Raw genomic sequence first — 23,191 nt, 5'->3', positions numbered from 1 at the left:
CGCCGAGCGCGGCCTTTTGGCGCGCCTGTCGCAGGATCGGGCAGGGCGTGCTTGCGAAGGTGGACTCGGTTCGAGTCGCTGCGCGTGGCCCGCAGCGGCGACGGAACACCGGCGCCTTTCATCCAACCGCAAGTAAAGGACGAGCATGACGCCCCATCGGCAGCACGATCACGTGAATGGCGACGATCCGCCGCGCATCTCGACCGGCAGCGCGGGGCTGGACGACATCCTCGGCGGCGGCGTGGACCCCAATCGGCTCTATCTGTACGAAGGCCGCCCAGGCACCGGCAAGACCACGATCGCCTTGCAGTTCCTGCTGGAAGGCGCGCGCAACGGCGAGCGGGTGCTCTACATCACCTTGTCCGAGACCCAGCGCGAACTGAGCCTGGTCGCCAGCCGCCACGGCTGGAGCATGAACCAGGTCGACGTGTTCGAACTGGTGCCGCCGGAGACCGCGCTGGATCCGCAACGCGAACTCACCGTGTTCCATCCGGCGGAAATGGAGCTGACCGAGACCACCAAACTGATCTTCGACAAGGTCGAGCAGCTCAACCCCACGCGGGTGGTGCTGGACAGCCTGTCCGAGTTGCGCCTGCTCGCGCAGAGCCCGTTGCGCTATCGCCGCCAGGTGTTGGCGCTGAAGCATTTCTTCGCCAGCCGGCAATGCACGGTGATCATGCTCGACGACCTGTCCTCGCAGGAAAACGACCTGCAGCTGCATTCCATCACCCACGGCGTGGTGCTGCTGGAACAGTTGGCCATCGACTACGGCTCGGAACGTCGGCGCCTGCGGGTGATCAAGATGCGCGGCATCCAGTTCCGCGGCGGCTACCACGACTTCACCATCGAGAAGGGCGGGCTGGAAATCTATCCGCGCCTGATCGCGGCCGAATACAAGCCCCACCATATCGAGGAGGTCGCGTCCAGCGGCAACGACGAACTGGACCGTCTGCTCGGCGGCGGGCTGGAGCGCGGTACCAATGCGTTGCTGCTGGGCGCTGCCGGCGTGGGCAAATCCTCGCTGGCGCTGATCTATGCCATCGCTGCGGCCGAGCGTGGCGAACACAGCGTGTTCTTCGCCTTCGACGAGGGACGCAGCACGGTGCAGGCGCGTGCGCGCACGCTGGGCCTGCCGCTCGAGGAAAAGCTCGATAACGGACTGATCCGGTTCCAGCAGATCGATCCGGCGGAGATGTCGCCGGGCCAGTTCGCCGCCAACGTGCGCCGCAGCGTGGAAGTGGACGGCGCGCGGGTGATCGTCATCGACAGCCTCAACGGCTATCTCAATGCGATGCCGGACGAACGCTTCCTGATCCTGCAGATGCACGAACTGCTCAGCTATCTGGGCCAGCAGGGCGTGTTGACCATTCTGGTGCTGGCGCAGCATGGGCTGATGGGGCCGATGGAAACGCCGTTGGACCTCAGCTATCTGAGCGATTCGGTGCTGATGCTGCGCTATTTCGAAGTGGACGGCACGGTACGCCGGGCGTTGTCGGTGGTGAAGAAGCGTAGCGGCAGCCACGAGAACACCATCCGCGAGTTCCAGCTCAGCCGCAACGGCATCGATGTCGGTCCGCCGATCAAGGGCTTCAGCGGCATCTTTTCCGGAACGCCGCGTTACAGCGGAGGGGAGATGCCGTTGCTGGATACGCCTGCATGAGCAGCAGCGATGCGATCGAGCACCGCGTTCTGGTGCATGCCCCGATCGGCCGCGACGGCGGTGCGTCGGTGGAGCTGTTGCGGCGTGGCGGCGTGGTGGCCTGCCATTGTCCCGATCTGGACAGTTTGGTCAGCGAACTGGAGGTCGGTGCCGCCGCGGTGTTCGTCGCCGAGGAAGGCCTGTTCGGCAGGGATGCGTCGGCGCTGTTCGGCTGGGCCAATGCGCAGCCGGCATGGTCGGATCTGCCGTTCGTGGTGCTGACCAGCCATCAGGAGCAACCGTCGGTGGTGAACTGGCGGCGCAACCTGGTGGCGTCCCTGCGCAATGTGGCCTTGCTCGAGCGGCCGGTGCAGGCGATCACCTTCACCAGCACCATCAAGGCCGCGCTGCGCGCCCGCGCCCGCCAGTACGAAGTGCGTTCGCTGCTGCAGGCGCAGGCCTCGGCGGCGCAGGAGCTGGAGGCGCAGGTGGTGGCGCGCACCTGCGAGCTGGAAGAAGCCAACCGCCTGCTGCGCACGCAGATGGACGAGCGCGCGCGGGTCGAGGAGACCCTGCGCCACGCCCAGAAGATCGAGGCCATCGGGCAATTGACCGGCGGCGTGGCGCACGATTTCAACAACCTGCTGATGGTGATTTCCGGCGGCCTGGCGATGCTCGACATCCAGGCCGACCCGGCTGTGCGCAAGCGGCTGATGGACGGTATGCAGAAGGCGGCGCAGCGCGGCGCCGGACTGACCCGGCAGTTGCTGGCGTTCTCGCGGCGGCAGGAGCTCAAGCCGGAGCCGGTCGACCTGACCCGGCAGATCGGCGGCATGCGCGAACTGCTGGACCGCAGCCTGCGCGGCGACGTGCATGTGGATTTCGATCTTGCCGAGGACCTGTGGCCGATCGAAGTGGACCCGGGCGAGCTGGAACTGGTGGTGCTCAATCTGGCAGTCAATGCGCGCGATGCGATGCCCAGCGGCGGCACCATCGTGGTGCGGGCGCAGAATCTGCCCGGCGTCGGCAAGACCGATCCGGACTTCATCCGCCTGTCGATCGTCGACACCGGCACCGGCATGGCACCGGAAGTGAAGGCGCGGGTGTTCGAGCCGTTCTACACCACCAAGGACATCGGCAAGGGCTCGGGCCTGGGCCTGGCGCAGGTGCACGGCTTCGTGCAGCAATCCGGAGGCGCGATCCACATCGACAGCGACCTGGGGCAGGGCACGGCCATCCACCTGTTGCTGCCGCGCTCGTTCCGCGCGCCGGCGCTGGACGAGCGGCATCTGATGGACCTGCAACAAGTGGCGCGCCGCGCCCCGGGCGAGGCCGGCTACGTGCTGCTGGTGGAGGACGACGACGAAGTGGCCGCGCTGGTCGGCGAAATGCTGCGCCAGCTGGGCTACCAGGTCACCCGCGTGGCCAGCGCGGCCGCGGCGCTGGGCGCGTTGGCCAACGAGCGCGTGGTGGACATCGTGTTCTCCGACATCATGATGCCCGGCGGCATGAACGGCCTGGAGCTGGTCCACGAGATCCGCATGCGGCGCCAGCAACTGCCGATCCTGCTCACCAGCGGCTACGCGGAAGCGGCGAAATCGGCGGCCGAAGCGGAAGGCGTGCAGATCCTGCCCAAGCCCTACCGGCTGGACGAGCTGGCGGCGGCGCTGCAGCATGTGCGTGCCAATCCCGGCGCCCACGGCAAACCGGAAGCGGCTCCGCTGTATTCCTGAACGCACCCGCGGTTGGCGCCGGCAAGCGCGGGCCCCGCAGCGTTCCGGCAGCGCGCCAGCGCCGCGCCGTGCTGGCGCCAATTCAGTGCAGCAGCATGTCACCGAGCAGCTTCGCGTTCAGCACCACGATCAGCGCGGCGATCACCCACGATAGCCAGACCAGCCAGCGCGGCGCGACCAGTGCGCCCATCTTGCGTTTGTCGGCGACGAAGCGCACCAGCGGGATCACCGCGAACGGCAGCTGCATCGACAGCAGCACCTGGCTCAGCACCAGCAGTTTGGCGGTGCCTCGCTCGCCGTAGATCCAGGTCACCACCACCACCGGCACGATCGCCAGGCCGCGGGTCAGCAGGCGCCGCGCCCAGGCCGGGATGCGCAGGTGCAGGAAGCCTTCCATCACGATCTGCCCGGCCAGCGTCGCGGTCACCGTGGAGTTGATGCCCGAGGCCAGCAGCGCTACCGCGAACAGGGTCGAGGCCAGGCCGACGCCGAGCATCGGCGCCAGTAGTTCGTAGGCTTGCTCGATTTCCTCCACGTCGGTGCGGCCGTGCGCATGGAACACCGCCGCGGCCAGCACCAGGATCGCGGCATTGACGAACAGCGCCAGGCTGAGCGCGATGGTGCTGTCGGCCAGCGCCCAGCGCAGCGCCGAGCGGCGGCCGTCGTCGCTGCGTTCGTAGGCGCGGGTCTGCACGATCGACGAATGCAGGTACAGGTTATGCGGCATCACCGTCGCGCCGATGATGCCGATCGCCAGGTACAGCGCGGCCGGGTTGGTCACCACCTCGGCGCGCGGGATGAAGCCGGCCAGCACTTCGCGCAGCGGCGGTGCGGCCAGCACGATCTGCACCAGGAAGCAGGCGAAGATCACCATCAGCAGCGCGATCACGAATGCCTCCAGCGTGCGGAAGCCGCGCCGCATCAGGTACAGCACCAGCAGCGCGTCGATCGCGGTGATGATCGCGCCCAGGGTCAGCGGGATGCCGAACAGCAGCTTCAGCGCGATCGCGGTGCCGATCACCTCGGCCAGGTCGCAGGCCACGATCGCCGTCTCGCAGGCCAGCCACAGCAGGAAATTGACCGGTCTGGAATAGTGCTCGCGGCAGGCCTGCGCCAGGTCGCGGCCGGTGGCGATGCCCAGCCACGCGGCCAGGCCCTGCAGCACGATCGCCATCAGGTTCGACAGCAGGATCACCGACAGCAGCAGGTAGCCGAAATGCGAGCCGCCGGCGATGTCGGTGGCCCAGTTGCCCGGATCCATGTAGCCCACCGAGACCATGTAGCCCGGCCCCAGGAACGCAAGGAAGCGGCGCCAGCCGAGTCCGCCGCCGGGCACGGCGACGCTGCCGTTCATGCGTCCGAGGCTGCGCCGCGGCGGCTCGCTGGCCTGCGGCCAGGCGGCATCGGAATCGGGCTGGGGCAGGGGCAGGGGCTGGGGATCGGCCATGGCGCAAACGTGTGTGGGAGAAGCACGACCGAGTATATAGCACTTGCTATGCTGTTTAGCATTGGCAAACCGAATCGCTGCGATAGACGCGATTTCGGCCAGAATAGGCGGCGGCCGGCGTTCGCCGGCACCGGACAAGGGCGTTGCGATGCACAAAAGCGGGAAGTCGACAGCACCGGGGGCGGTGCTGCTCGACGCCGAAGTACAGGTCGAGAGCTTCCGCCAGGTGCGCGAGGCGCATCGCCTGGAACTGATCGAGGACTACGTGGAGCTGATTTCCGACCTGCTGGCCGACGGCGGCGAGGCGCGGCAGGTGGACATCGCCGCGCGCCTGGGCGTGGCCCAGCCGACCGTGGCGAAGATGCTCAAGCGCCTGGTCAAGGGCGGCTGGGTGATCCAGCGGCCGTATCGCGGGGTGTTCCTGACTCCCGATGGCGAAGCGCTGGCGGCGGCCAGCCGGCAGCGGCACCAGACCGTGGAGCAGTTCCTGCTTGCGCTGGGCATCGACGAGGACATCGCGCGGCGCGATGCCGAGGGCATCGAGCACCATGTCAGCGAAGCCACGCTGGCGGTGTTCGCCGAGTTCGTGCGCAAGCATGCCGCGGCGCGATGAACGGCGATAGCGAGATCGCCGCGCGCGACGAGCGCTGGATGCGGCATGCGCTGGCCCTGGCCGACCGCGCCGAACGCGAGTTCGACGAGATCCCGGTCGGCGCGGTGCTGGTCTCGGCGCAGGACGAGGTGCTGGGCGAAGGCTGGAACCTCAACATCGCCGAGCACGATCCCAGCGCGCACGCCGAGATCGTGGCGCTGCGCCAGGCCGGGCGCCGGCTCGGCAACCATCGCCTGCTCGGCAGCACCCTGTACGTGACCCTGGAGCCGTGCGCGATGTGCGCGATGGCGCTGGTGCACGCGCGCGTGGCGCAGTTGGTCTATGCCGCCGCCGATCCGAAGACCGGCGCCTGCGGCAGCGTGTTCGACCTGCTCGCCGATCCGCGCCACAACCACCGCGTGCAGGTGCGCGGCGGGGTGTTGGCGGCGCCTGCCGGGCTGCGCCTGAGCAACTATTTCCGCGCCAAGCGCGGCCGGCCGCCGCTGCCCGGGTGAGCGCCGCGCTGTGCTGGCGGGCGGAGGTGAACCCGCTGCGTCGCGCGCGGTATCATGCGCGACCGATACGAAACCCCCGCGCCGGCAGCGCCGCCGCGAACGACTGGATGGTGATATGGCGGAACCGCAGGTGGACAACGATCGTCTGATCTGGATCGATCTGGAAATGACCGGATTGGATACCGACAAGGATTCGATCATCGAGATCGCCACGGTGGTCACCGACAGCCAGCTCAACGTGCTCGCCGAGGGTCCGGAATTCGCCATCACGCATCCGCTGCAGACGCTGCAGGCGATGGACGAGTGGAACCGCAACCAGCATCGTCATTCCGGGCTGTGGCAGCGCGTGCTCGACAGCACGATCACCCTGGGCCAGGCCGAGGCGCAGACCGTGGCGTTCCTGGCGCAGTGGTGCAAGGCCGGCGCATCGCCGATGTGCGGCAATTCGATCTGCCAGGACCGGCGCTTCCTGCACCGGCAGATGCCGCGGCTGGAACGCTTCTTCCACTACCGCAACCTGGACGTGTCCACGCTGAAGGAACTGGCGCGGCGCTGGGCGCCGACGGTCGCTTCGGGACTGAACAAGACCTCGTCGCACACCGCGCTCAGCGACGTGCACGACTCGATCGACGAACTGCGCTACTACCGCCCGTTCATGGGCGCGTTGGGCGGGCAGGGCGGCGGCACGCGCTGAGTCGCGCTGCGCGGCACGCAGGCCGCGCCTGTCCGGCACGGCCCTGCGCAATCCCTTGCGTCAACGGGCCAGCGGCGGCCCTTGCCTGGTCTCGCCGTCGTCGGTCACGCCCTTCAGCAGCAGCTCGGCGATCGGACGGCCATCGGCATCGTGGTGGTACACGTGCAGATCGCGCTGCGGGTAGGGAATGCTGAGCCCGTTCTCCAGCAACCGGTTGCGGATGTTCTCCAGCGTGCTGCTCTTGGCCGCGCCGAAGTCGCCGTTCCTGGCGTAGGCGAACAGCATCAGGTCCACCGTGCTCTCGCCCAGGTTGGTGACCTGCACGAACGGCGCCGGCGTCTCCAGGATGTTCGGATTGTCCTGCGCGATCTGCAGCAGCAACTGCTGCGCCTTCTTCAGGTCGTCGCCGTAGCCGACGCCGACGGTGATCTCCAGGCGCCGGTTGGGCAGGGTGCTGTAATTGACGATCGGCGCGGTGGTGATGGTGCTGTTGGGCAGGGTGATCATGCGCTCGTCGAAGCTGCGGATGCGGGTCTGGAAGATCCGGATCTCGTCGATGATGCCTTCCTGGCCGGCCACCACCACATGGTCGCCGTCGCGCATCGGTCGCAGCACGATCAGCATCACCCCCGAGGCGATGTTGGACAGCGAATCCTTCAGCGCCAGGCCTACGGCCAGGCCGGCCGCGCCGAGCACCGCGAACAGCGAGGTCGGCGGCACCCCGACCTTCTGCAGCGCGGTCACGAACACCAGCACCAGCAGCAAGGCATAGGCGACGTTGCGCAGGAAATTGCTGAGGGTGGTCTCCACCCGCGCGCGGACCAGCACGCGGTGCAGCCACTGGCTCAGGCGCTTGGCGATCCACATCCCCAGCACCAGGATGACCAGCGCCACGCCCCAGTTGAGCGCGTACTGCGCCCAATCCAGGTCTCTCCAGTTGAACGGCTGCTGTGTCCGCTCCGCCGGCGCGGCCGAGGTCGCCGCCGCGACCGCCGCCAGCAACGTTGCCGCCGTGCTCATCAGCCAGCGGCTTTCAGCTTGGCCAGACGCAGCCAGGTATCGACCACGGTGTCCGGATTCAGCGACACCGACTCGATGCCTTCCTGCATCAGCCACTCGGCCAGGTCAGGATGGTCCGACGGGCCCTGGCCGCAGATGCCCACGTACTTGCCCTTGGCGCGCGCGGCCTTGATCGCCATCGACAGCAGCTTCTTGACCGCGGCGTTGCGCTCGTCGAACAGGTGCGCCACGATCGACGAATCGCGATCCAGGCCCAGGGTCAGCTGGGTCAGGTCGTTGGAGCCGATCGAGAAGCCGTCGAAGATCTCCAGGAACTCGTCGGCCAGCAGTGCGTTCGACGGCAGCTCGCACATCATGATGATCTTCAGGCCGTTCTCGCCCCGCTTGAGCCCGTTCTTCTCCAGCACCTCGATGACCTTGTGGCCTTCTTCCAGGGTGCGCACGAACGGGATCATCACCCACATATTGTCCAGGCCCATCTCGTTGCGGACCTTGAGCACGGCCTTGCACTCCAGCGCGAACGCGGCCGAGAAGCTCGGATCGACATAGCGGCTTGCGCCGCGGAAGCCGATCATCGGGTTCTCTTCGTGCGGCTCGTAGTTGCTGCCGCCGATCAGGTTGGCGTACTCGTTGGACTTGAAGTCCGACAGGCGCACGATCACCGGGTTCGGCGCCACCGATGCGGTCAGCGTGGCGATGCCTTCGGCCAGGCGGTTGATGTAGAAGCTGACCGGGTCGGCATAGCCGGCGATCTTCTCGTCGATCTTCTTTTTGGTCGCCGCGTCCTGCTTGGCGTATTCCAGCAGCGCATTGGGATGGATGCCGATGTGCGCGGCGATGATCATTTCCAGCCGCGCCAGGCCGATGCCGGCGTTGGGCAGCTGGCCGAAGTCGAACGCGCGCTCCGGGTTGGCCACGTTCATCATGATCTTCAGCGGCGCCGGCGGCATGTTGCCCAGATCGGTGGTGGTGCGGTCGAACGGCAGCAGGTCGGCGTAGATGAAGCCGGTGTCGCCTTCGGCGCAGCTCACCGTCACCTCGCGGCCGTCCTCGATCAGCTCCATCGCGTTGCCGGTGCCGACCACTGCCGGCACGCCCAGCTCGCGGGCGATGATCGCCGCGTGGCAGGTGCGGCCGCCGCGGTTGGTGACGATCGCCGAGGCGCGCTTCATCACCGGCTCCCAATCCGGATCGGTCATGTCCGCGACCAGCACGTCGCCGGGCTGCACCCGGCTCATGTCGTCCAGGCTGCGCACCACGCGGGCGACGCCGGCGCCGATCTTCTGGCCGATGGCGCGGCCTTCGGCGATCACCGTGCCGCGCTGTTCCAGCGCGAAACGCTCGATCTGGGTGGCATGGCCGCGCGATTTCACCGTCTCCGGGCGTGCCTGCACGATGAACAGCTTGCCGCTGACGCCGTCCTTCGCCCACTCGATGTCCATCGGCCGCTGGTAGTGCTTCTCGATCACCAGCGCCTGCTTGGACAGTTCCTGCACGTCCTCGTCGCTGATCGAGAAGGTGTTGCGCAACTCGGCCGGGGTGTCCTCGATGCGCACGCGCTCGCCCGGCACATCCGAATACACCATGCGGATCAGCTTGCTGCCCAGCGAACGGCGCAGGATCGCCGGCTTGCCGGCGGCGAGGGTGGGCTTGTAGACGTAGAACTCGTCGGGATTGACCGCGCCCTGCACGACCATTTCTCCGAGGCCGAAGCTCGAGGTGACGAACACCACGTCGCGGAAACCGGATTCGGTATCGAGCGTGAACAGCACGCCGGCGGCGCCGACGCCCGAGCGCACCATCAGCTGCACGCCGGCCGACAGGAACACGTCCTCGTGCTTGAAGCCGTGGTGCACGCGGTAGGCGATGGCGCGGTCGTTGTACAGGCTGGCGAACACTTCCTTGACCTTGTGCACCACGTCGTCGGCGCCGGTCACGTTGAGGAAGGTCTCCTGCTGGCCGGCGAAGCTGGCGTCGGGCAGGTCTTCGGCGGTGGCCGAGGAGCGCACTGCCACGGCGATCTCGCCGCCGCCGTTCTCCGCGCACAGCTGCGCATAGGCATCGCGGATCGCCTGGTCCAGCTCCGGCTGCAGCGGCGCTTCGGTGACCCAGCCGCGGATTTCCTTGCCGGCCACGGTCAGCGCGGCGACATCTTCCACGTCCAGCGTCGCCAGCTTGTCGAAGATGCGCTGGTACAGATTGTTGTGGGCGACGAACGCCTTGAACGCTTCGGCGGTGGTGGCGAAGCCGCCAGGCACCGAGACTCCGAGACCTGCCAGGTTGCCGATCATTTCGCCGAGGGAGGAGTTCTTGCCACCGACACGGGCCAGGTCGGTCAGGCGCAACTCGTGCAACCAAAGGATGTTCTCGTTCAAGCGCGATGCTCCGTAGGGCCATCGCCCGAAGCGGGCTAAGTGGCCGCGTCCGTGGGGGAAGAAGCCGATATCATGCAGTGCGCACCCGAGTCGGCACAAGCGCGGCCGGGCGCATCCGTTGGGTTTCAGCAAGGAGAATCCAGGCAATGTCGACGATCCGACCGGTGTTCTACGTGTCCGATGGAACCGGTATCACCGCTGAAACCATTGGGCATAGCCTGCTTACTCAGTTCAGCGGTTTCAGCTTCGTCACCGACCGCATGTCGTTCGTAGACGACCCGGAAAAAGCGCGCGAGGCGGCACAGCGCATCCATGCCGCGGGCGAGCGCTACCAGGTGCGGCCGATCGTGGTGAACTCCTGCGTCGATCCGCAGCTGAGCATGCTGCTGTCGGAGAGCGGCGCCTTGATGCTCGACGTGTTCGCGCCGTTCATCGAGCCGCTGGAGCGCGAATTGAACGCGCCGCGGCATTCGCGGGTAGGGCAGGCGCACGGCCTGGTCGATTTCGAAACCTACCATCGCCGCATCAACGCGATGAACTTCGCGCTGACCCACGACGACGGCATCGCGATCAACTACGACGAGGCCGACCTGATCCTGGTCGCCGTCTCGCGCGCCGGCAAGACGCCGACCTGCATCTACCTGGCGCTGCACTACGGCGTGCGCGCGGCCAACTATCCGTTGACCGAGGAGGATCTGGAGCACGATCGGCTGCCGCCGCGGCTGCGGCCGTACCGCAACAAACTGTTCGGGCTGACCATCGATCCGGACCGGCTGCAGCAGATCCGCCAGGAACGGCGGCCGAATTCGCGCTATTCCAACCTGGAGACGTGCCGGCGCGAAGTGTCCGCGGCCGAGACCATGTTCAGGATGGAGCGGATCCCGACGCTGAGCACCACGCATACCTCGATCGAGGAAATTTCCAGCAAGGTGCTGGCGACGCTGGGGCTGCAGCGCGAGATGTTCTGAATGCCGTGGCGCCGACGCGGTCAGCTGGGTGAAATCCGCGTACCCTGGAGGCTGGGCCAGCCGCCGAGCAGACTTCCAAGGTAGGCCGGCGCGCACGATCCGTCAATGCTGCCACGCGGGCGTTGCAGCGTGTAGCATCGGTGCCATGCAGCACGCCCTGACCCGCAGCGAACGCATTCCCCGGCTGAGCCGATTCGGCTGGCTGATGGGCCTGTACGCCGAGAACTTCGTGCACCTGAACCGCCTGTTCGTGCCCTCGGACCTGGCCGTGGGCAGCTACCTGTCCTCGATCGGCGACGGCCTGGACCTGCGCCTGGACGTGATCGAGCACCACCGCTACACCGTGGAACTGCGCCTCACCTACGACCTGTGCGACCCGCTCACCGGCGAGCCGGATCCCTCGGCCTACGTGCGCCTGTACCGCGACGCGCGCCAGGCCGAGACCACGCATTGCTATGTCGGCCGCCGCTGGCAGGACGTGATGGGGCTGTATCCGCCGCCGGCGGAACTGATCAGCCACCGCATGCGCATGAACACCTTCCTCAGCAAGTGGCTGGAATACCTTGCCGAGCGCGGCCACGGCGTGGCCACGCTGAAGCCGGCCGGGCCGCTGCGGCGCCCGGCCGAGGACACGGCGGCACCCGCGCGCTGATCGTCGGCCGCGGCGGATGCGGCATACTGCGCGCCCGCCGACTCGCCCGCCTGCCGCATGCCTTACACCCCGATCGTCGCCACGCTGGGCTACGTGCTGTCGCCCGACCGTTCCAAGGTGCTGCTGATCCACCGCAACGCGCGGCCTGGCGACCACCACCTGGGCAAGTACAACGGCCTGGGCGGCAAGGTCGAGGCGGACGAGGACGTGCTGGACGGCATGCGCCGCGAAATCCGCGAAGAGGCGGGCATCGAATGCGACGCGCTGCAACTGCGCGGCACCATCAGCTGGCCCGGTTTCGGCAAGCATGGCGAGGACTGGCTGGGTTTCCTGTTCCTGATCAGCGCCTACAGCGGCGAGCCCTTTACCGAGAACGCCGAGGGCACAGTGGCCTGGGTGCCGGTGGCGGACATGCAAGCGCTGCCGCTGTGGGAAGGCGACCGCCACTTCCTGCCGCTGGTGTTCGACGGCGATCCGCGCCCGTTCCACGGCGTGATGCCGTACCGCGACGGGCGCATGCTGTCGTGGCGCTATTCGCGGGTCTGAGCGGCATCGCGCCCGCGCTGCGCTTGTCCACAGCGGCTGTGGATCGATCCTGCACAAGCCTGTGGGCAAGCACGGCAAGTTGCTGAAATCGCTGCCGGATTTTTGTGCCTGGCGAAAATTTCGCCAGTGCGCGCGGCGCTTCTCCACAGCGGGTGTGGATGGAAGCGGCCAAAGTCTGTGGATAAGCGCATCGCCGCGTTGCAGCGCAGGGCTTGGCGGCTGATTGGCGAAAAATTCGCCAACCAGGATTCCCGTTGCTACCCAGGCCGCTGTTGCGGCACGCGCCGCGCCGCTATTGCGCGGTCCAGCCGCCATCGATGGCGATGGTCTGCGCGGTGATGTTGCGCGCCGCCGGCGAGGCCAGGAACGCGATGCAGCCGGCCAGTTCGTCGTAGGCGATGAACACGCCCTTGGGCATCGGCTTGAGCATCACGTGCGCGATCACGTCGGCTTCGGAAATGCCGCGGGTGCGCGCCTGGTCGGCGATCTGCCTGTCCACCAGCGGGGTCTGCACGTAGCTGGGGCACAGCGTGTTGATGGTGATGTCGGTATCGGCGGTTTCCAGCGCCACCCCCTTGGAAAACCCGACCAGGCCGTGCTTGGCGGCGACGTAGGCGCTCTTGTAGGGGCTGGCGACCAGCGAGTGGATGCTGCCGATGTTGACGATGCGGCCGAAGCCGCGCGCGCGCATGCCCGGCAGCACGGCCTGGGTCAGTCGCGCCACGCCGGTCAGCATCACCTCGATCAGCAGGCTCCACTTGGCCATCGGGAAGTCCTGCAGCGGCGCCACGTGCTGCAATCCGGCGTTGTTGACCAGCACGTCCACCGGTCGCGAAATCGCCGCCAGCGCCGCATCGATGCTGGCCTGGCTGGTCACGTCCAGCGCCACCGATTCGGCCGCGCCGCCGGCTTCGCGCAGCTGCGCGGCCACGGCGGCGGCCGCGTCCACATCCAGGTCGCTGACGATGATGTGGCGGCCGCTGGCGGCCAGTTCGCGGGCAAGGCCGGCGCCGATGCCGCTGGCGGCGCCGGTGATCAGGACGGTCTGCATGCAAGGCACCTGTCGGGGAAAGGGCGCAGCGTAGCAGCGTGGCGCGATGGCGCCATGGCTGCGGTCCTCGCCAGTGCAGTGGCGCCACGCTACCCTGTGCCGGTCGCACCCTTCTCACGCTGGATCCGCCACGCTATGCCGATGAAACGCCACTTTTCGATGCTGCGCGAATTCCAGTTGGCCGACTGGTTCACCCTGGCCAATGCCTTCTGCGGCACCGGCGCGGTGTTCGCGTCGATGCGCTTCCTGCAGGAGGGCCGGCGCAGCGATCTGCTGATCGGCATGGCGCTGATCCCGCTGGCGTTCGTGTTCGATGCGCTGGACGGGCGCGTGGCGCGCTGGCGCAAGTCCTCGTCCACGCTCGGCCGCGAGCTGGATTCGCTGGCCGACGTGATCTCCTTCGGCGTCGCCCCGGCGGCGCTGGCCTATGCCTGCGGCATGCAGGGCGGCTGGGACTGGCTGGTGCTGAGCTTCTTCGTGTGCTGCGGGGTCAGCCGCCTGGCGCGCTACAACGTCACCGCCGAGCAGCTGGCCGGCGACGGCGACAAGGTGCCGTATTTCGAAGGCACGCCGATCCCGAGCAGCCTGGCGCTGGTGATCGTGCTGGCGGTGGCCGCGCACCTGGGCCATGTCGGCGATGCGCTGTGGTGGGGCGAGTGGCGGCTGGGGCCGTGGCTGCTGCACCCGCTGGTGCTGCTGTTCGCGCTGTCCGGTTCGCTGATGATCAGCAAGACCCTGCGCATTCCCAAGCCTTGAGCGCTGGCAGGTTGTTATCATCCCGGTCTGACCTGGGAGGGTGGCGATGAAGGCTAGCGGCGGCAACGATGCCGGCGATTTCGAGGTGGTGGCGCGTCAGTACTGGAGCGCCTGGAGCGACGCCTTGCGCCAGGGCGGCGCCATCCCCGCAGCGCAGCCCGCCGCAGGCGTCGGCGGCGGCTGGCGCGAGGCGATCGAGACCTGGGCGCAGTGGTTGCCGCGTGGCACCGCGGCGCAGGCCGAGGATGCGGTATCGCAGTTGCAGCAGCAGGCCGGCGAGTGGTTCGGCGCGATGCAGCAGGTGGCGGCGCAGTTCGCCGGGCGCGATGCCAGCAGTGCCGATGTGGCCGACGCCTGGAAGCAGCAGGTGCAGGGCCAGCGCGAGCAGATGCTGCAATGGCTGCTCGGGACCGCGCGTGGCGCCGGCCAGGCCGGCGTGGATCCCTGGCTGCAGCAGGCGGCGCACTGGCTGCAGCCCTGGCAGCGCGACAGCGGGCCGTGGCTGCAGATGCCGGGCTTCGGTCCGGGCCGCAACCACCACGCGCGCTGGCGCGCGCTGGCCAAGGCGCAGCAGGAGTACCAGGCGCAGCTGCAGGCTTACCTGGGCCAGCTGCAGGGCGCGATCGATCGCGCCTTCGGCGTGTTCGAGGCCAAGCTGCGCGAGCACGAGGATCCGGGTCGCCAGCTGACCAATGCGCGGGCGATGTTCGACCTGTGGATCGATGCCGCCGAAGAGGCCTATGCGGCGTCTGCGTTGTCGGAAGAATTTCGCGAGGTTTACGCCGGTTTCGCCAATGCGCAGATGCGCTTGCGCGCGCTGCTGCAACGCGAGACCGAGCAACTGTGCGAACAATTGGGCCTGCCCACACGCACCGAGCTGGATGCGGCGCATCGGCATATCGCCGACCTGGAGCGGCGGCTGCGGCGGCTGGAGCGAGGCGCTGCTGCGGCGCCTGCGGAACCGAGCGCGAGCGGCAAGGCTGCGCCGCGTCCGCAGTCGCGCTCCAGGCCAGCGGCCGCTGCGGCGTCGGCGCCCGCCGGCGCAAGGGCCAAGGTCGCTGCCGAGCCGTCCGCTGCGCGCGCCGCTGCCACGCCCAAGCCGCCGGCCAAGTCCACCAGGCCTGTCGCGAAACCCAAGGCCGCTGCGGCCAAGCCGACGCGTGGCAAGCCGGGTACGGCGCCGCGCCGGAGCCGCGCATGAAAGGGCCGTTGAGCTTCAGTAGCGACGATCTGCTGCAGGAAACCCTGGAACTGCAGCGCAAGCTCATGGAAGGACTGCGTGTGCTGCCGGGGCTGGACGAGGTGCAGTACGGCGTCACCGAGCGGCAGGAAGTGTGGCGCGACGGCAAGGTGGTGCTGTACCGCTTCGTCGGCGAGCGGCCGCCCACTGCGAAGGTGCCGCTGCTGATCGTCTACGCGTTGGTCAACCGGCCGTACATGGTCGATCTGCAGGCCGACCGCTCGCTGGTCAAGGGCCTGCTGGCGCTGGGCGAGGACGTGTACGTGCTGGATTGGGGCTATCCCGACCGTTCCGAGCGCTACCTGACCCTGGAAGACTATCTGCTGCGCTACATTGACGGGGCGGTCGATCACCTGCGCGGTGCCGCCGCGGCGCCGATCAACGTGCTCGGGATCTGCCAGGGCGGCACCTTCTCGCTGTGTTACGCGGCGCTGCAGCCGCACAAGGTGCGCAACCTGGTGACCATGGTCACGCCGGTGGATTTCCATACGCCGGACAACATGCTGTCCAACTGGGCGCGGCAGGTGGACGTGGATCTGTTCGTGGACACGCTGGGCAACGTGCCGGCGGACCTGATGAACGCCAGCTACCTGATGCTCAAGCCGTTCCGGCTGAACCTGCAGAAATACGTGGGGTTGCTGGACATCCTCGACGATCCGCGCGCGCTGGAGGATTTCCTGCGCATGGAAAAATGGATCTTCGATTCGCCCGACCTGGCCGGCGAGACCTTCCGCGAGTTCGTCAAGCAGTTCTACCAGGACAACGCGCTGATGCACGGTCGCGCGCGCATCGGCGAGCACGCCGTGGACCTGGCCCAGGTGCGCATGCCGGTGCTCAACATCTACGCCGAACAGGACCATCTGGTGCCGCCGGACGCCTCGCGCGCGCTGCGCGGCCTGGTCGGCAGCGACGACTACGCCGAGCTCAGTTTCCGCGGCGGTCACATCGGCATCTACGTGTCCGGCCGCGCGCAGCGCGAAGTGCCGGCGGCGTTGCATCGCTGGCTGGCCGAGCGCGATGGCGGCGCGTGAGCGCGTGATGCGGCGTGCTGCGCGATTCCCGCAGCGGCTCGGCGCGCGCTTGCTGGCGTTCGGCCTGGCCTGCGTCTGCACGGTCGCCGCTGCGGCCGCGCCGTCGCCGCTGGCCGAGCGCGAAATCGACGCGCTGCTGGCGGCCTTGCAGGCCTCGCCGTGCCGGTTCCAGCGCAACGGCAGCTGGTATCCGGCGGCCGAGGCCAAGGCGCATCTGCAGCGCAAGTACGACGATCTGCGCAAGCGCGACCTGGCCGCCAGCGCCGAGCAATTCATCGCGCGCGGCGCAAGCTGCAGCAGTAGCAGCGGCAAAGCCTACCGGGTGGCCTGTCCGGGCCAGCCCGAGCAGCACGCGGCGGCCTGGTTCGCGCAGCAGCTAGCTGCGCTGCACCGTCACGCCGCATCGGCGGCGCAGCGCCCAGACTAGCTGCGCCTTCGCCGCAGGAGCCGTCGCCATGTCCCAGCCCACCCGCACCCTGTCGCGCTCGCTCGACGACCGCATGCTCGCCGGCGTGATCGGCGGCATCGCGCACCGCTTCGGCTGGAGCGCGACCCTGCTGCGCGTGGTGTACGTGGTCGGCTCGATCGCCTCGGCCGCGTTCCCCGGCATCCTGGTCTACCTGATCCTGTGGCTGCTGATCCCCAACGAAGCCGATTGACGCCGCCCGCGCTGGCCGCGCTGCGCCTGGCCGGTGTGGCACTGGGCGCGCTGTGGACGTCGCCCAATACGCTGCTCGGCCTGATCGTCGGACTCGCCGGCATACCCTTCGGCGCGCGCGTGCGCTTCAGCCGGCGCGAGCTGGCGCTGGTGTTCGACCGTTTCCCCTGGGGGCCGCGCGGCGCCTTGACGCTAGGCAACGTGATCCTGGTCAGTGCCGACGACCTGGACGTGGCGTGCGCCACCTACGAACATGCCGCCGGCCGCTGCCGCCATCCGAACGTGCGCCTGGGCGACCACGAGCGCGCCCACGTGCTGCAATATCTGCTGCTCGGCCCGTTGTTCCTGCCGGTGTACTTCGCCTGCGGCGGGGTCGGCGTGCGCAACCCGTTCGAGCGCGCCGCCGACCGCTATGCCTTGCACGGCCACGGCTGGTGGCCGTGGCGGTGCTGATGCTCAGTCCAGCCGCGCGAAACCGAACAATTGCTTCAGCGGATGCGCGCGGCGCTCGATCTGCGCGCGCAGCAGGCCGGCGCCGAGCATGCTGTAGGTGATGCCGTTGCCGCCATAGGCCATCGCGAACTGCATGCGCGGCCCGTGCTGCGGGTGCGGGCCGAAGAACGGCAGGCCGTCGGCGGTCTCGGCGAAGGTGCCGGCCCAGGCGAAGGTCGGCTGCACTTCAAGGCCCGGCAGCGCCTTGGCGATCTTGCGGCACAGCTTGCGCGCCTTGGCGTCCACCCGCGCATCGCGGCGCGCGGGAATGTCCACGCTGTCGTCCTCGCCGCCGGCGACGATGCGGCCGTTGCCGGTGCTGCGCAGGTACAGGTAGGGGCGTGCGCTTTCCCACACCATGGTGTCCTTCAGTGCGCCGAGCTGGGCGTCGTCCAGCGGATCGCTGACGAAGGCGTAGCTGCTGCGGTTCCTGGCCACGCGCTGCTCCAGCCAACCCTGGCTGGCATAACCGGCGGCCATCACCACATGGCCGGCGCGCACCTGCACGCCTTGCTCGGTGCGCAGGATGGCGCCGCGGCCGTGCACCTGGATATTGGTGATGCGGGTGCGGTCGTAGACGCCGGCACCGCGCTTGAGCGCGCGGCCGAGCAGGCGATAGGTCAGGCGATAGGGATCCACGCGTGCGGCCTGGTGGCTGAGGATCGCGCCGTACGCCTCGACCCCGTAGCCGCTGCGCAAGGCCTGCGCATCCAGCCATTCCACGTCCAGCCCGTGGCGCGCGCGCAGTTGCAGTTCCTGCTGCAGCACGCGGACGTGGCGACGGCGGCTGGCGTAGTAGAGGCTGTCGTTCCAGCCGAAATCGACGTCGCGCAGCGGCCGCACCAGCGCACGCAACTGCTCCAGCGCCTGCGCGCAGGAACGGTAGGCGAGGGCGGCGGCGTCCTCGCCGTAGCGCTTGGCCAGGTCGAGCATGTGCGTGTCGATCTCGTATTGCAGCAGCGCGGTGCTGGCCGAGGTGCTGCCCCAGCCGATGTCGCGTTGCTCCAGCACCGCCACGTCGTGGCCATGCGCGACCAGTTCGTCGGCGATCAAGGCCGCGGTGATGCCGCCGCCGACGATCGCCACATCGCAGCGCAGGTCGCTGTGCAATTGCGGAAAGCTCTGCATCAGGCCGTTGCGCACCGACCAGAAGGGATAGCCGCTTTTGAGATCCATGCCTGTTCGATGCAATGGGAAGTGCGCGACTAATGCGCACCGGCGGTTAAGCCGGCGTGAGATGCGGTTAAGCCCTGTGCTGCCGACAGCCGCGATTAACCCGCGTGCAGACATCCGTCACGATGCGCTGTGTAGGCTGCGTGCCAGTTCCACGAATTCCCAGCAGAGGAAGCGTCATGTCGGTCGTTCTGTATATCGGTGGCAGCAAGGATGGCCAGAAGGGCGTGATGCCCTATGGCTTCAGCAAATCGATGAAAGAGACCGATGCCGGGCCGGAAATCTACGTCGAGCGCGTGCTGGCGCTGAGCGACCGTCGTGTCCGGATCATGGCGCTGGAATCGCTGCAGGACGAGATCGTGGTGGAACGGTTGCACCAGTATTATTCGCGTTGACGCCGGCATGCGGACCCCGGCGTGGCTGCCCACCTAGCCGGGCCAGCAACGGTTCGCATCGAACTGCCCTCGAACATGCTCGCATCCGATACCCGCAAGGCCTCGCGCGTCACCGTCCACGAAAGCACCACCGCCGATCTGTCCGAGCACCGCAGCGATATCTTCTTCGCCGCCGTGGAAACCACGCGTATGCCGATGATCGTCACCGATCCGCGGCAGGCGGACAATCCGATCGTGTTCGTCAACCGCGCGTTCCTGGAGATGACCGGCTACAGCAGCGAAGAGCTGCTGGGCAACAACTGCCGCTTCCTGCAAGGACCCGACACCGACCGCGACACCGTGGACAGCGTGCGCGAGGCGATCGCCGCGCGCAGCGAAGTGGCGGTGGAGATCCTCAACTACCGCAAGGATGGTTCCAGTTTCTGGAACGCGTTGTTCATCTCGCCGGTCTACAACGAGCACAGCGAGCTGGTCTATTACTTCGGCTCGCAGCTGGACGTCAGCCGCCGTCGCGACACCGAGGACGCGTTGCGCCAGGCGCAGAAGATGGAGGCGCTGGACCAGCTGACCGGCGGCATCGCGCACGACTTCAACAACCTGCTGCAGGTCATGTCCGGTTATCTGGAATTGATCGAGCATGGCCTGGAACGCGAACCGCTGGATCCGGCGCGGCTGCGCAAGAGCGTGGAGCGCGCGCGAGACGCCTCCGGCCAGGCCGCGCGGCTGACCCAGCAACTGCTGGCCTTCGCACGCAAGCAGAAGCTGGAAGGGCGCGTGCTCAACCTCAACGCGCTGGTCGCCGGCATGAGCGACGTGGCCGAGCGCACCCTGGGCGACGGCATCGCGTTCTCGCTGGACCTGGCGGCCGACCTGCGCAACTGCCGGATCGATCCGACCCAGGCCGAAGTGGCGCTGCTGAACATTCTGATCAACGCGCGCGATGCGATGGCCGAGCAGCCCGTGCGGCGCCTGGTGATCCAGACCCGCAACGTCTCGATCCGCGCCGACGAACCCACTACCTACGACAATCTGCTGCCCGGCCACTACGTCTGCGTGTCGGTCACCGACAACGGTAGCGGCATGCCGCCGGAGGTGCTGGCGCGGGTGCTGGATCCGTTCTTCACCACCAAGGAAGAAGGCAAGGGCACCGGCCTGGGCCTGTCGATGGTGTACGGCTTCGCCAAGCAGTCCGGCGGCGCGGTGCGGCTGTATTCGGAACGCGGCCACGGCACCACGGTGCGGCTGTACTTCCCGATCGACGACAATGTCGAGAACGTGTCGCCGCGCGACTCGCGTGCGCGCCGCGCCTCCGACCGGCAGGGCGACGAGACCATCCTGATCGTGGAGGACCGGCCGGACATCGCCGAACTGGCGCGGTTGTTCCTGGAGGACCAGGGCTACGCCACCCACGTCGCGCACAACGCGCGCGAAGCGCTGGAACTGCTCGACAACGGACTGCAGGTGGACCTGCTGTATTCGGACCTGATCATGCCCGGCGGGCTCAACGGGGTGATGCTGGCGCGCGAGGCGCGGCGGCGCCGGCCCAAAATCAAGGTGCTGCTGACCACCGGCTATGCCGAGACGTCGATCGAGCGCACCGACGCCGGCGGCGCCGAGTTCGAGGTGCTGTCCAAGCCCTACAACCGCCAGGAACTGACCCGCAAGGTACGGACCGTGCTGGATGGTCCCACCGGGGTGAGCTGATCCGGTCAGGGCGGCCGATTGCGCGCGCCGACGCCGACAGGTCGGGGCGCGCCTGTCAACGGGTTCCCGGATGGCGCCGGCACTGCGAAAATAGCGGTTTTCCGCAAGGCGGCTCCGGCCGGACGCAATGCACGACACTCAGCTCGCCCAGCAGATCGCCAACACCATCGCCGCCGAGATCGGCGCGCAGCCGGCGCAGGCCCGCGCCGCCATCGCCCTGCTCGACGAAGGCGCCAGCGTGCCGTTCATCGCGCGCTACCGCAAGGAAGTCACCGGCGGCCTCGACGATACCCAGCTGCGCAACCTGGAAACCCGCCTGAGCTATCTGCGCGAGCTGGAAGAGCGCCGCGCCGCGGTGCTGGCCAGCATCGACGAACAGGGCAAGCTCAGCGCCGAATTGCGCGCGGAGATCGTCGCCGCCGACACCAAGTCGCGGCTGGAAGACCTGTACCTGCCGTACAAGCCCAAGCGCCGCACGCGTGCGCAGATCGCGCGCGAGGCCGGCCTGGAACCCTTGGCCGACGGCCTGCTGGCCGATCCGTCGCTGACCCCGGAGAGCGTTGCCGCCGGCTTCGTCGATGCCGACAAGGGCGTGGCCGACGTCAAGGCCGCGCTGGAAGGCGCGCGCGCGATCCTGATGGAACGCTGGGGCGAGGACGCGGCGCTGGTCGGCGAACTGCGCGGCTGGCTGGCCGACGTCGGCGTGATCCGCGCGCGCGTGGCCGAGGGCAAGGAACAGGAAGGGGCCAAGTACCGCGATTACTTCGACCACGCCGAAGCGCTGGCCAGGATTCCGTCGCACCGGCTGCTGGCGCTGTTCCGCGCGCGCCGCGAGGAAATCGTGTACCTGGAGCTGGAACCGGGCAGCGATGCCGAAGCCGGCCACCAGTACGCCGAAGGCCGCGTCGCGGTGCGCGCCGGCATCGCCAACCAGGGCCGTCCCGGCGATCGCTGGCTGCTCGACGCGTGCCGCCTGACCTGGCGCGCCAAGCTGCACATGCACCTGTTGCTGGACCTGTTCAACCAGGCGCGCGAGAAGGCCGAAGCCGAGGCGATCGCGGTGTTCGGCGACAACCTGCAGGACCTGATGCTGGCCGCGCCGGCCGGCGCGCGGGTGACCCTGGGCCTGGATCCGGGCATCCGCACCGGCTGCAAGATCGCGGTGGTCGATGCCACCGGCAAGCTGCTCGCCACCGACACCATCTATCCGCACGAGCCGCGCAAGCAGTGGGACCAGTCGCTGCACACGCTGCGGCAGCTGTGCACGCAGCACGGCGTGGAGCTGATCGCGATCGGCAACGGCACCGCCAGCCGCGAAACCGACAAGCTCGCCGCCGACCTGATCAAGCAGAACCCGCAGCTGACGCTGGAGAAGATCGTGGTCAGCGAGGCCGGTGCGTCGGTGTATTCGGCGTCCGAATTCGCGGCCAAGGAGTTCCCGCAGCTGGACGTGTCGTTGCGCGGCGCGGTGTCGATCGCGCGGCGCCTGCAGGACCCGCTGGCAGAGCTGGTCAAGATCGAGCCGAAGGCCATCGGCGTGGGCCAGTACCAGCACGACGTGGACCAGTACCGCCTGGCGCGGGCGCTGGATGCGCGCGTAGAGGACTGCGTCAACGCGGTCGGCGTGCACGTCAACACCGCCTCGGCGGCGCTGCTGTCGCGCGTGTCCGGGCTGTCGGCCAGCGTGGCCGAGAACATCGTCCGCCACCGCGACGACAACGGCCCGTTCAAGCGCCGCAAGGATCTGCTCAAGGTGCCGCGGCTGGGCGACAAGACCTTTGAGCAATGCGCAGGCTTCCTGCGCATCGCCGACGGCGACGAGCCGCTGGACGCCTCCTCGGTGCACCCGGAAGCGTATCCGGTGGTGGAGCGCATCGTCGGCGCCACCGGCAAGCCGATCAAGGCGCTGATCGGCGACGGCGGTTTCCTGCGCGCGCTCAAGCCGGAGCAGTTCACCGACGACACGTTCGGCGTGCCGACCGTGCGCGACATCCTCAAGGAACTGGAGAAGCCCGGCCGCGATCCGCGCCCGGAGTTCAAGGCCGCACGCTTCGCCGACGGGGTGGAGGACATCAAGGACCTCAAGCCGGGCATGGTGCTGGAAGGCGTGGTCAGCAACGTCGCCGCCTTCGGCGCCTTCGTCGATATCGGCGTGCACCAGGACGGGCTAGTGCACATCTCCGCGTTGTCCGACAGCTACGTCAAGGACCCGCGCGATGTGGTCAAGGCCGGCGACATCGTCAAGGTCAAGGTGCTGGAAGTGGACGTGGCGCGCAAGCGTATCGCGCTGACCCGGCGCCTGGACGATGCGCCGCCAGCGGCATCGGCGCGTAGCGGCGAGCGCGATGGCGGCGCGCGTCCGGCGCCGGGCGCGCCGCGCCGCGAACGCGATGCGCGTGGCGGCAACGCTGGCGGCAACGGCAAGCCGCGCACGCCGGCGCCGCCCCCGCTGAACAGCGCCCTGGCCGACGCGTTCGCCCGCGCCAAGCGCAACTGAGCGCACGCGCGCG

22 protein-coding genes are annotated in these 23,191 nt (G+C 68.3%); 17 read left to right on the top strand and 5 right to left on the bottom strand.

Going from position 1 to position 23,191, the window contains the following annotated elements:
• Window positions 1-145: 145 nt before the first annotated feature.
• The gene (locus tag KHF85_RS10715) at window positions 146-1,660 is read left to right on the top strand and encodes an ATPase domain-containing protein (RefSeq protein WP_284566678.1); all 1,515 of its coding nucleotides are present in this window, start codon (window positions 146-148) and stop codon (window positions 1,658-1,660) included.
• Window positions 1,657-3,372: a response regulator gene (locus tag KHF85_RS10710; protein WP_284566677.1), complete on the top strand. Its 1,716-nt coding sequence runs from the start codon at window positions 1,657-1,659 to the stop codon at window positions 3,370-3,372. Before KHF85_RS10715 ends, KHF85_RS10710 begins: the two co-directional genes overlap by 4 nt.
• A gap of 82 nt (window positions 3,373-3,454) precedes the next feature.
• On the opposite strand, the gene KHF85_RS10705 is transcribed toward KHF85_RS10710, so the two are convergent.
• Window positions 3,455-4,819, bottom strand: a complete 1,365-nt coding sequence (locus KHF85_RS10705) for an Nramp family divalent metal transporter (RefSeq protein ID WP_284566676.1) — start codon at window positions 4,817-4,819, stop codon at window positions 3,455-3,457.
• A 148-nt stretch (window positions 4,820-4,967) separates the two neighbouring features.
• Between KHF85_RS10705 and mntR the strand changes: the two genes are divergently transcribed.
• The 3 genes from mntR (at window position 4,968) to orn (ending at window position 6,620) form a co-directional block, all read left to right on the top strand.
• Window positions 4,968-5,432 (top strand): manganese-binding transcriptional regulator MntR, encoded by a 465-nt coding sequence (gene mntR / locus KHF85_RS10700; protein WP_053836267.1) that lies wholly within the window; start codon window positions 4,968-4,970, stop codon window positions 5,430-5,432.
• Window positions 5,429-5,926 (top strand): tRNA adenosine(34) deaminase TadA, encoded by a 498-nt coding sequence (gene tadA / locus KHF85_RS10695; RefSeq protein WP_284566675.1) that lies wholly within the window; start codon window positions 5,429-5,431, stop codon window positions 5,924-5,926. Before mntR ends, tadA begins: the two co-directional genes overlap by 4 nt.
• A gap of 115 nt (window positions 5,927-6,041) precedes the next feature.
• Window positions 6,042-6,620, top strand: coding sequence for an oligoribonuclease (gene orn / locus KHF85_RS10690; RefSeq protein WP_009602238.1), 579 nt, complete (start codon window positions 6,042-6,044; stop codon window positions 6,618-6,620).
• A 60-nt stretch (window positions 6,621-6,680) separates the two neighbouring features.
• On the opposite strand, the gene KHF85_RS10685 is transcribed toward orn, so the two are convergent.
• Both KHF85_RS10685 and ppsA read right to left on the bottom strand, forming a co-directional pair.
• Window positions 6,681-7,640, bottom strand: coding sequence for a mechanosensitive ion channel family protein (locus KHF85_RS10685; protein ID WP_284566674.1), 960 nt, complete (start codon window positions 7,638-7,640; stop codon window positions 6,681-6,683).
• Window positions 7,640-10,015: a phosphoenolpyruvate synthase gene (gene ppsA / locus KHF85_RS10680; RefSeq protein ID WP_284566673.1), complete on the bottom strand. Its 2,376-nt coding sequence runs from the start codon at window positions 10,013-10,015 to the stop codon at window positions 7,640-7,642. Before ppsA ends, KHF85_RS10685 begins: the two co-directional genes overlap by 1 nt.
• 146 nt (window positions 10,016-10,161) lie before the next feature.
• Between ppsA and ppsR the strand changes: the two genes are divergently transcribed.
• The 3 genes from ppsR (at window position 10,162) to KHF85_RS10665 (ending at window position 12,181) form a co-directional block, all read left to right on the top strand.
• On the top strand, window positions 10,162-10,983 hold the full coding sequence (gene ppsR, locus KHF85_RS10675) for a posphoenolpyruvate synthetase regulatory kinase/phosphorylase PpsR (protein WP_003474590.1): 822 nt from the start codon (window positions 10,162-10,164) through the stop codon (window positions 10,981-10,983).
• 145 nt (window positions 10,984-11,128) lie between these two features.
• Entirely contained in the window at window positions 11,129-11,635 is a 507-nt protein-coding gene (locus tag KHF85_RS10670) for a DUF1249 domain-containing protein (RefSeq protein WP_039009882.1), read from the top strand.
• 57 nt (window positions 11,636-11,692) lie between these two features.
• Complete coding sequence (locus KHF85_RS10665) at window positions 11,693-12,181, top strand: NUDIX hydrolase (protein WP_284566672.1); 489 nt, start codon at window positions 11,693-11,695, stop codon at window positions 12,179-12,181.
• Between the two features lie 292 nt (window positions 12,182-12,473).
• On the opposite strand, the gene KHF85_RS10660 is transcribed toward KHF85_RS10665, so the two are convergent.
• Window positions 12,474-13,232 carry a 3-hydroxybutyrate dehydrogenase gene (locus KHF85_RS10660; protein WP_284566671.1) on the bottom strand — a complete coding sequence of 253 codons (759 nt, stop codon included), beginning with the start codon at window positions 13,230-13,232 and terminating at the stop codon, window positions 12,474-12,476.
• 141 nt (window positions 13,233-13,373) lie between these two features.
• On the opposite strand from KHF85_RS10660, the gene KHF85_RS10655 reads away from it, so the two are divergent.
• Genes KHF85_RS10655 through KHF85_RS10630 form a run of 6 tightly spaced genes read left to right on the top strand, consistent with a single transcriptional unit; the run spans window position 13,374 to window position 17,370 of the window.
• On the top strand, window positions 13,374-13,988 hold the full coding sequence (locus KHF85_RS10655) for a CDP-alcohol phosphatidyltransferase family protein (protein ID WP_284566670.1): 615 nt from the start codon (window positions 13,374-13,376) through the stop codon (window positions 13,986-13,988).
• Window positions 13,989-14,034: 46 nt separating this feature from the next.
• Entirely contained in the window at window positions 14,035-15,189 is a 1,155-nt protein-coding gene (gene phaE / locus KHF85_RS10650; protein ID WP_284566669.1) for a class III poly(R)-hydroxyalkanoic acid synthase subunit PhaE, read from the top strand.
• Window positions 15,186-16,259: a class III poly(R)-hydroxyalkanoic acid synthase subunit PhaC gene (locus KHF85_RS10645; protein ID WP_284566668.1), complete on the top strand. Its 1,074-nt coding sequence runs from the start codon at window positions 15,186-15,188 to the stop codon at window positions 16,257-16,259. Before phaE ends, KHF85_RS10645 begins: the two co-directional genes overlap by 4 nt.
• A 7-nt stretch (window positions 16,260-16,266) precedes the next feature.
• Entirely contained in the window at window positions 16,267-16,686 is a 420-nt protein-coding gene (locus KHF85_RS10640; protein WP_284566667.1) for a DUF5329 family protein, read from the top strand.
• 28 nt (window positions 16,687-16,714) lie between these two features.
• Window positions 16,715-16,918, top strand: coding sequence for a PspC domain-containing protein (locus tag KHF85_RS10635; RefSeq protein ID WP_053836258.1), 204 nt, complete (start codon window positions 16,715-16,717; stop codon window positions 16,916-16,918).
• On the top strand, window positions 16,915-17,370 hold the full coding sequence (locus tag KHF85_RS10630) for a hypothetical protein (RefSeq protein ID WP_284566666.1): 456 nt from the start codon (window positions 16,915-16,917) through the stop codon (window positions 17,368-17,370). The genes KHF85_RS10635 and KHF85_RS10630 overlap by 4 nt, the downstream gene beginning before the upstream one ends.
• A 3-nt stretch (window positions 17,371-17,373) precedes the next feature.
• Here the strand turns inward: KHF85_RS10630 and KHF85_RS10625 are convergent, their stop codons facing one another.
• On the bottom strand, window positions 17,374-18,585 hold the full coding sequence (locus tag KHF85_RS10625) for an NAD(P)/FAD-dependent oxidoreductase (protein ID WP_284566665.1): 1,212 nt from the start codon (window positions 18,583-18,585) through the stop codon (window positions 17,374-17,376).
• A gap of 176 nt (window positions 18,586-18,761) precedes the next feature.
• Between KHF85_RS10625 and KHF85_RS10620 the strand changes: the two genes are divergently transcribed.
• The 3 genes from KHF85_RS10620 to KHF85_RS10610 all read left to right on the top strand — a co-directional run bounded on the left by KHF85_RS10620 (window position 18,762) and on the right by KHF85_RS10610 (window position 23,178).
• Window positions 18,762-18,977 carry a hypothetical protein gene (locus tag KHF85_RS10620; RefSeq protein ID WP_003474559.1) on the top strand — a complete coding sequence of 72 codons (216 nt, stop codon included), beginning with the start codon at window positions 18,762-18,764 and terminating at the stop codon, window positions 18,975-18,977.
• 75 nt (window positions 18,978-19,052) lie between these two features.
• On the top strand, window positions 19,053-20,681 hold the full coding sequence (locus KHF85_RS10615; protein WP_284566664.1) for a hybrid sensor histidine kinase/response regulator: 1,629 nt from the start codon (window positions 19,053-19,055) through the stop codon (window positions 20,679-20,681).
• 127 nt (window positions 20,682-20,808) lie between these two features.
• Entirely contained in the window at window positions 20,809-23,178 is a 2,370-nt protein-coding gene (locus KHF85_RS10610; protein ID WP_284566663.1) for a Tex family protein, read from the top strand.
• Window positions 23,179-23,191 lie beyond the last annotated feature (13 nt).

The organism is Xanthomonas graminis pv. graminis (assembly GCF_030168915.1).
GTDB classification, from domain to species: Bacteria; Pseudomonadota; Gammaproteobacteria; order Xanthomonadales; family Xanthomonadaceae; genus Xanthomonas_A; species Xanthomonas_A translucens.
Note: the sequence above shows the minus strand (reverse complement) of the source record. Positions and strands in the feature narration are given on the sequence as shown.

What these genes read in the sequence shown, in the direction of transcription:
- KHF85_RS10660 (WP_284566671.1), bottom strand. Translation starts at nt 13,232, where the DNA reads ATGCAGACCGTCCTGATCACCGGCGCCGCCAGCGGCATCGGCGCCGGC.
- KHF85_RS10715 (WP_284566678.1), top strand. Translation starts at nt 146, where the DNA reads ATGACGCCCCATCGGCAGCACGATCACGTGAATGGCGACGATCCGCCG.
- tadA (WP_284566675.1), top strand. Translation starts at nt 5,429, where the DNA reads ATGAACGGCGATAGCGAGATCGCCGCGCGCGACGAGCGCTGGATGCGG.
- KHF85_RS10645 (WP_284566668.1), top strand. Translation starts at nt 15,186, where the DNA reads ATGAAAGGGCCGTTGAGCTTCAGTAGCGACGATCTGCTGCAGGAAACC.
- KHF85_RS10710 (WP_284566677.1), top strand. Translation starts at nt 1,657, where the DNA reads ATGAGCAGCAGCGATGCGATCGAGCACCGCGTTCTGGTGCATGCCCCG.
- KHF85_RS10670 (WP_039009882.1), top strand. Translation starts at nt 11,129, where the DNA reads ATGCAGCACGCCCTGACCCGCAGCGAACGCATTCCCCGGCTGAGCCGA.
- KHF85_RS10640 (WP_284566667.1), top strand. Translation starts at nt 16,267, where the DNA reads ATGCGGCGTGCTGCGCGATTCCCGCAGCGGCTCGGCGCGCGCTTGCTG.
- KHF85_RS10705 (WP_284566676.1), bottom strand. Translation starts at nt 4,819, where the DNA reads ATGGCCGATCCCCAGCCCCTGCCCCTGCCCCAGCCCGATTCCGATGCC.
- ppsR (WP_003474590.1), top strand. Translation starts at nt 10,162, where the DNA reads ATGTCGACGATCCGACCGGTGTTCTACGTGTCCGATGGAACCGGTATC.
- orn (WP_009602238.1), top strand. Translation starts at nt 6,042, where the DNA reads ATGGCGGAACCGCAGGTGGACAACGATCGTCTGATCTGGATCGATCTG.
- KHF85_RS10615 (WP_284566664.1), top strand. Translation starts at nt 19,053, where the DNA reads ATGCTCGCATCCGATACCCGCAAGGCCTCGCGCGTCACCGTCCACGAA.
- KHF85_RS10625 (WP_284566665.1), bottom strand. Translation starts at nt 18,585, where the DNA reads ATGGATCTCAAAAGCGGCTATCCCTTCTGGTCGGTGCGCAACGGCCTG.
- mntR (WP_053836267.1), top strand. Translation starts at nt 4,968, where the DNA reads ATGCACAAAAGCGGGAAGTCGACAGCACCGGGGGCGGTGCTGCTCGAC.
- KHF85_RS10620 (WP_003474559.1), top strand. Translation starts at nt 18,762, where the DNA reads ATGTCGGTCGTTCTGTATATCGGTGGCAGCAAGGATGGCCAGAAGGGC.
- KHF85_RS10635 (WP_053836258.1), top strand. Translation starts at nt 16,715, where the DNA reads ATGTCCCAGCCCACCCGCACCCTGTCGCGCTCGCTCGACGACCGCATG.
- KHF85_RS10610 (WP_284566663.1), top strand. Translation starts at nt 20,809, where the DNA reads ATGCACGACACTCAGCTCGCCCAGCAGATCGCCAACACCATCGCCGCC.
- phaE (WP_284566669.1), top strand. Translation starts at nt 14,035, where the DNA reads ATGAAGGCTAGCGGCGGCAACGATGCCGGCGATTTCGAGGTGGTGGCG.
- KHF85_RS10685 (WP_284566674.1), bottom strand. Translation starts at nt 7,640, where the DNA reads ATGAGCACGGCGGCAACGTTGCTGGCGGCGGTCGCGGCGGCGACCTCG.
- KHF85_RS10665 (WP_284566672.1), top strand. Translation starts at nt 11,693, where the DNA reads ATGCCTTACACCCCGATCGTCGCCACGCTGGGCTACGTGCTGTCGCCC.
- KHF85_RS10655 (WP_284566670.1), top strand. Translation starts at nt 13,374, where the DNA reads ATGAAACGCCACTTTTCGATGCTGCGCGAATTCCAGTTGGCCGACTGG.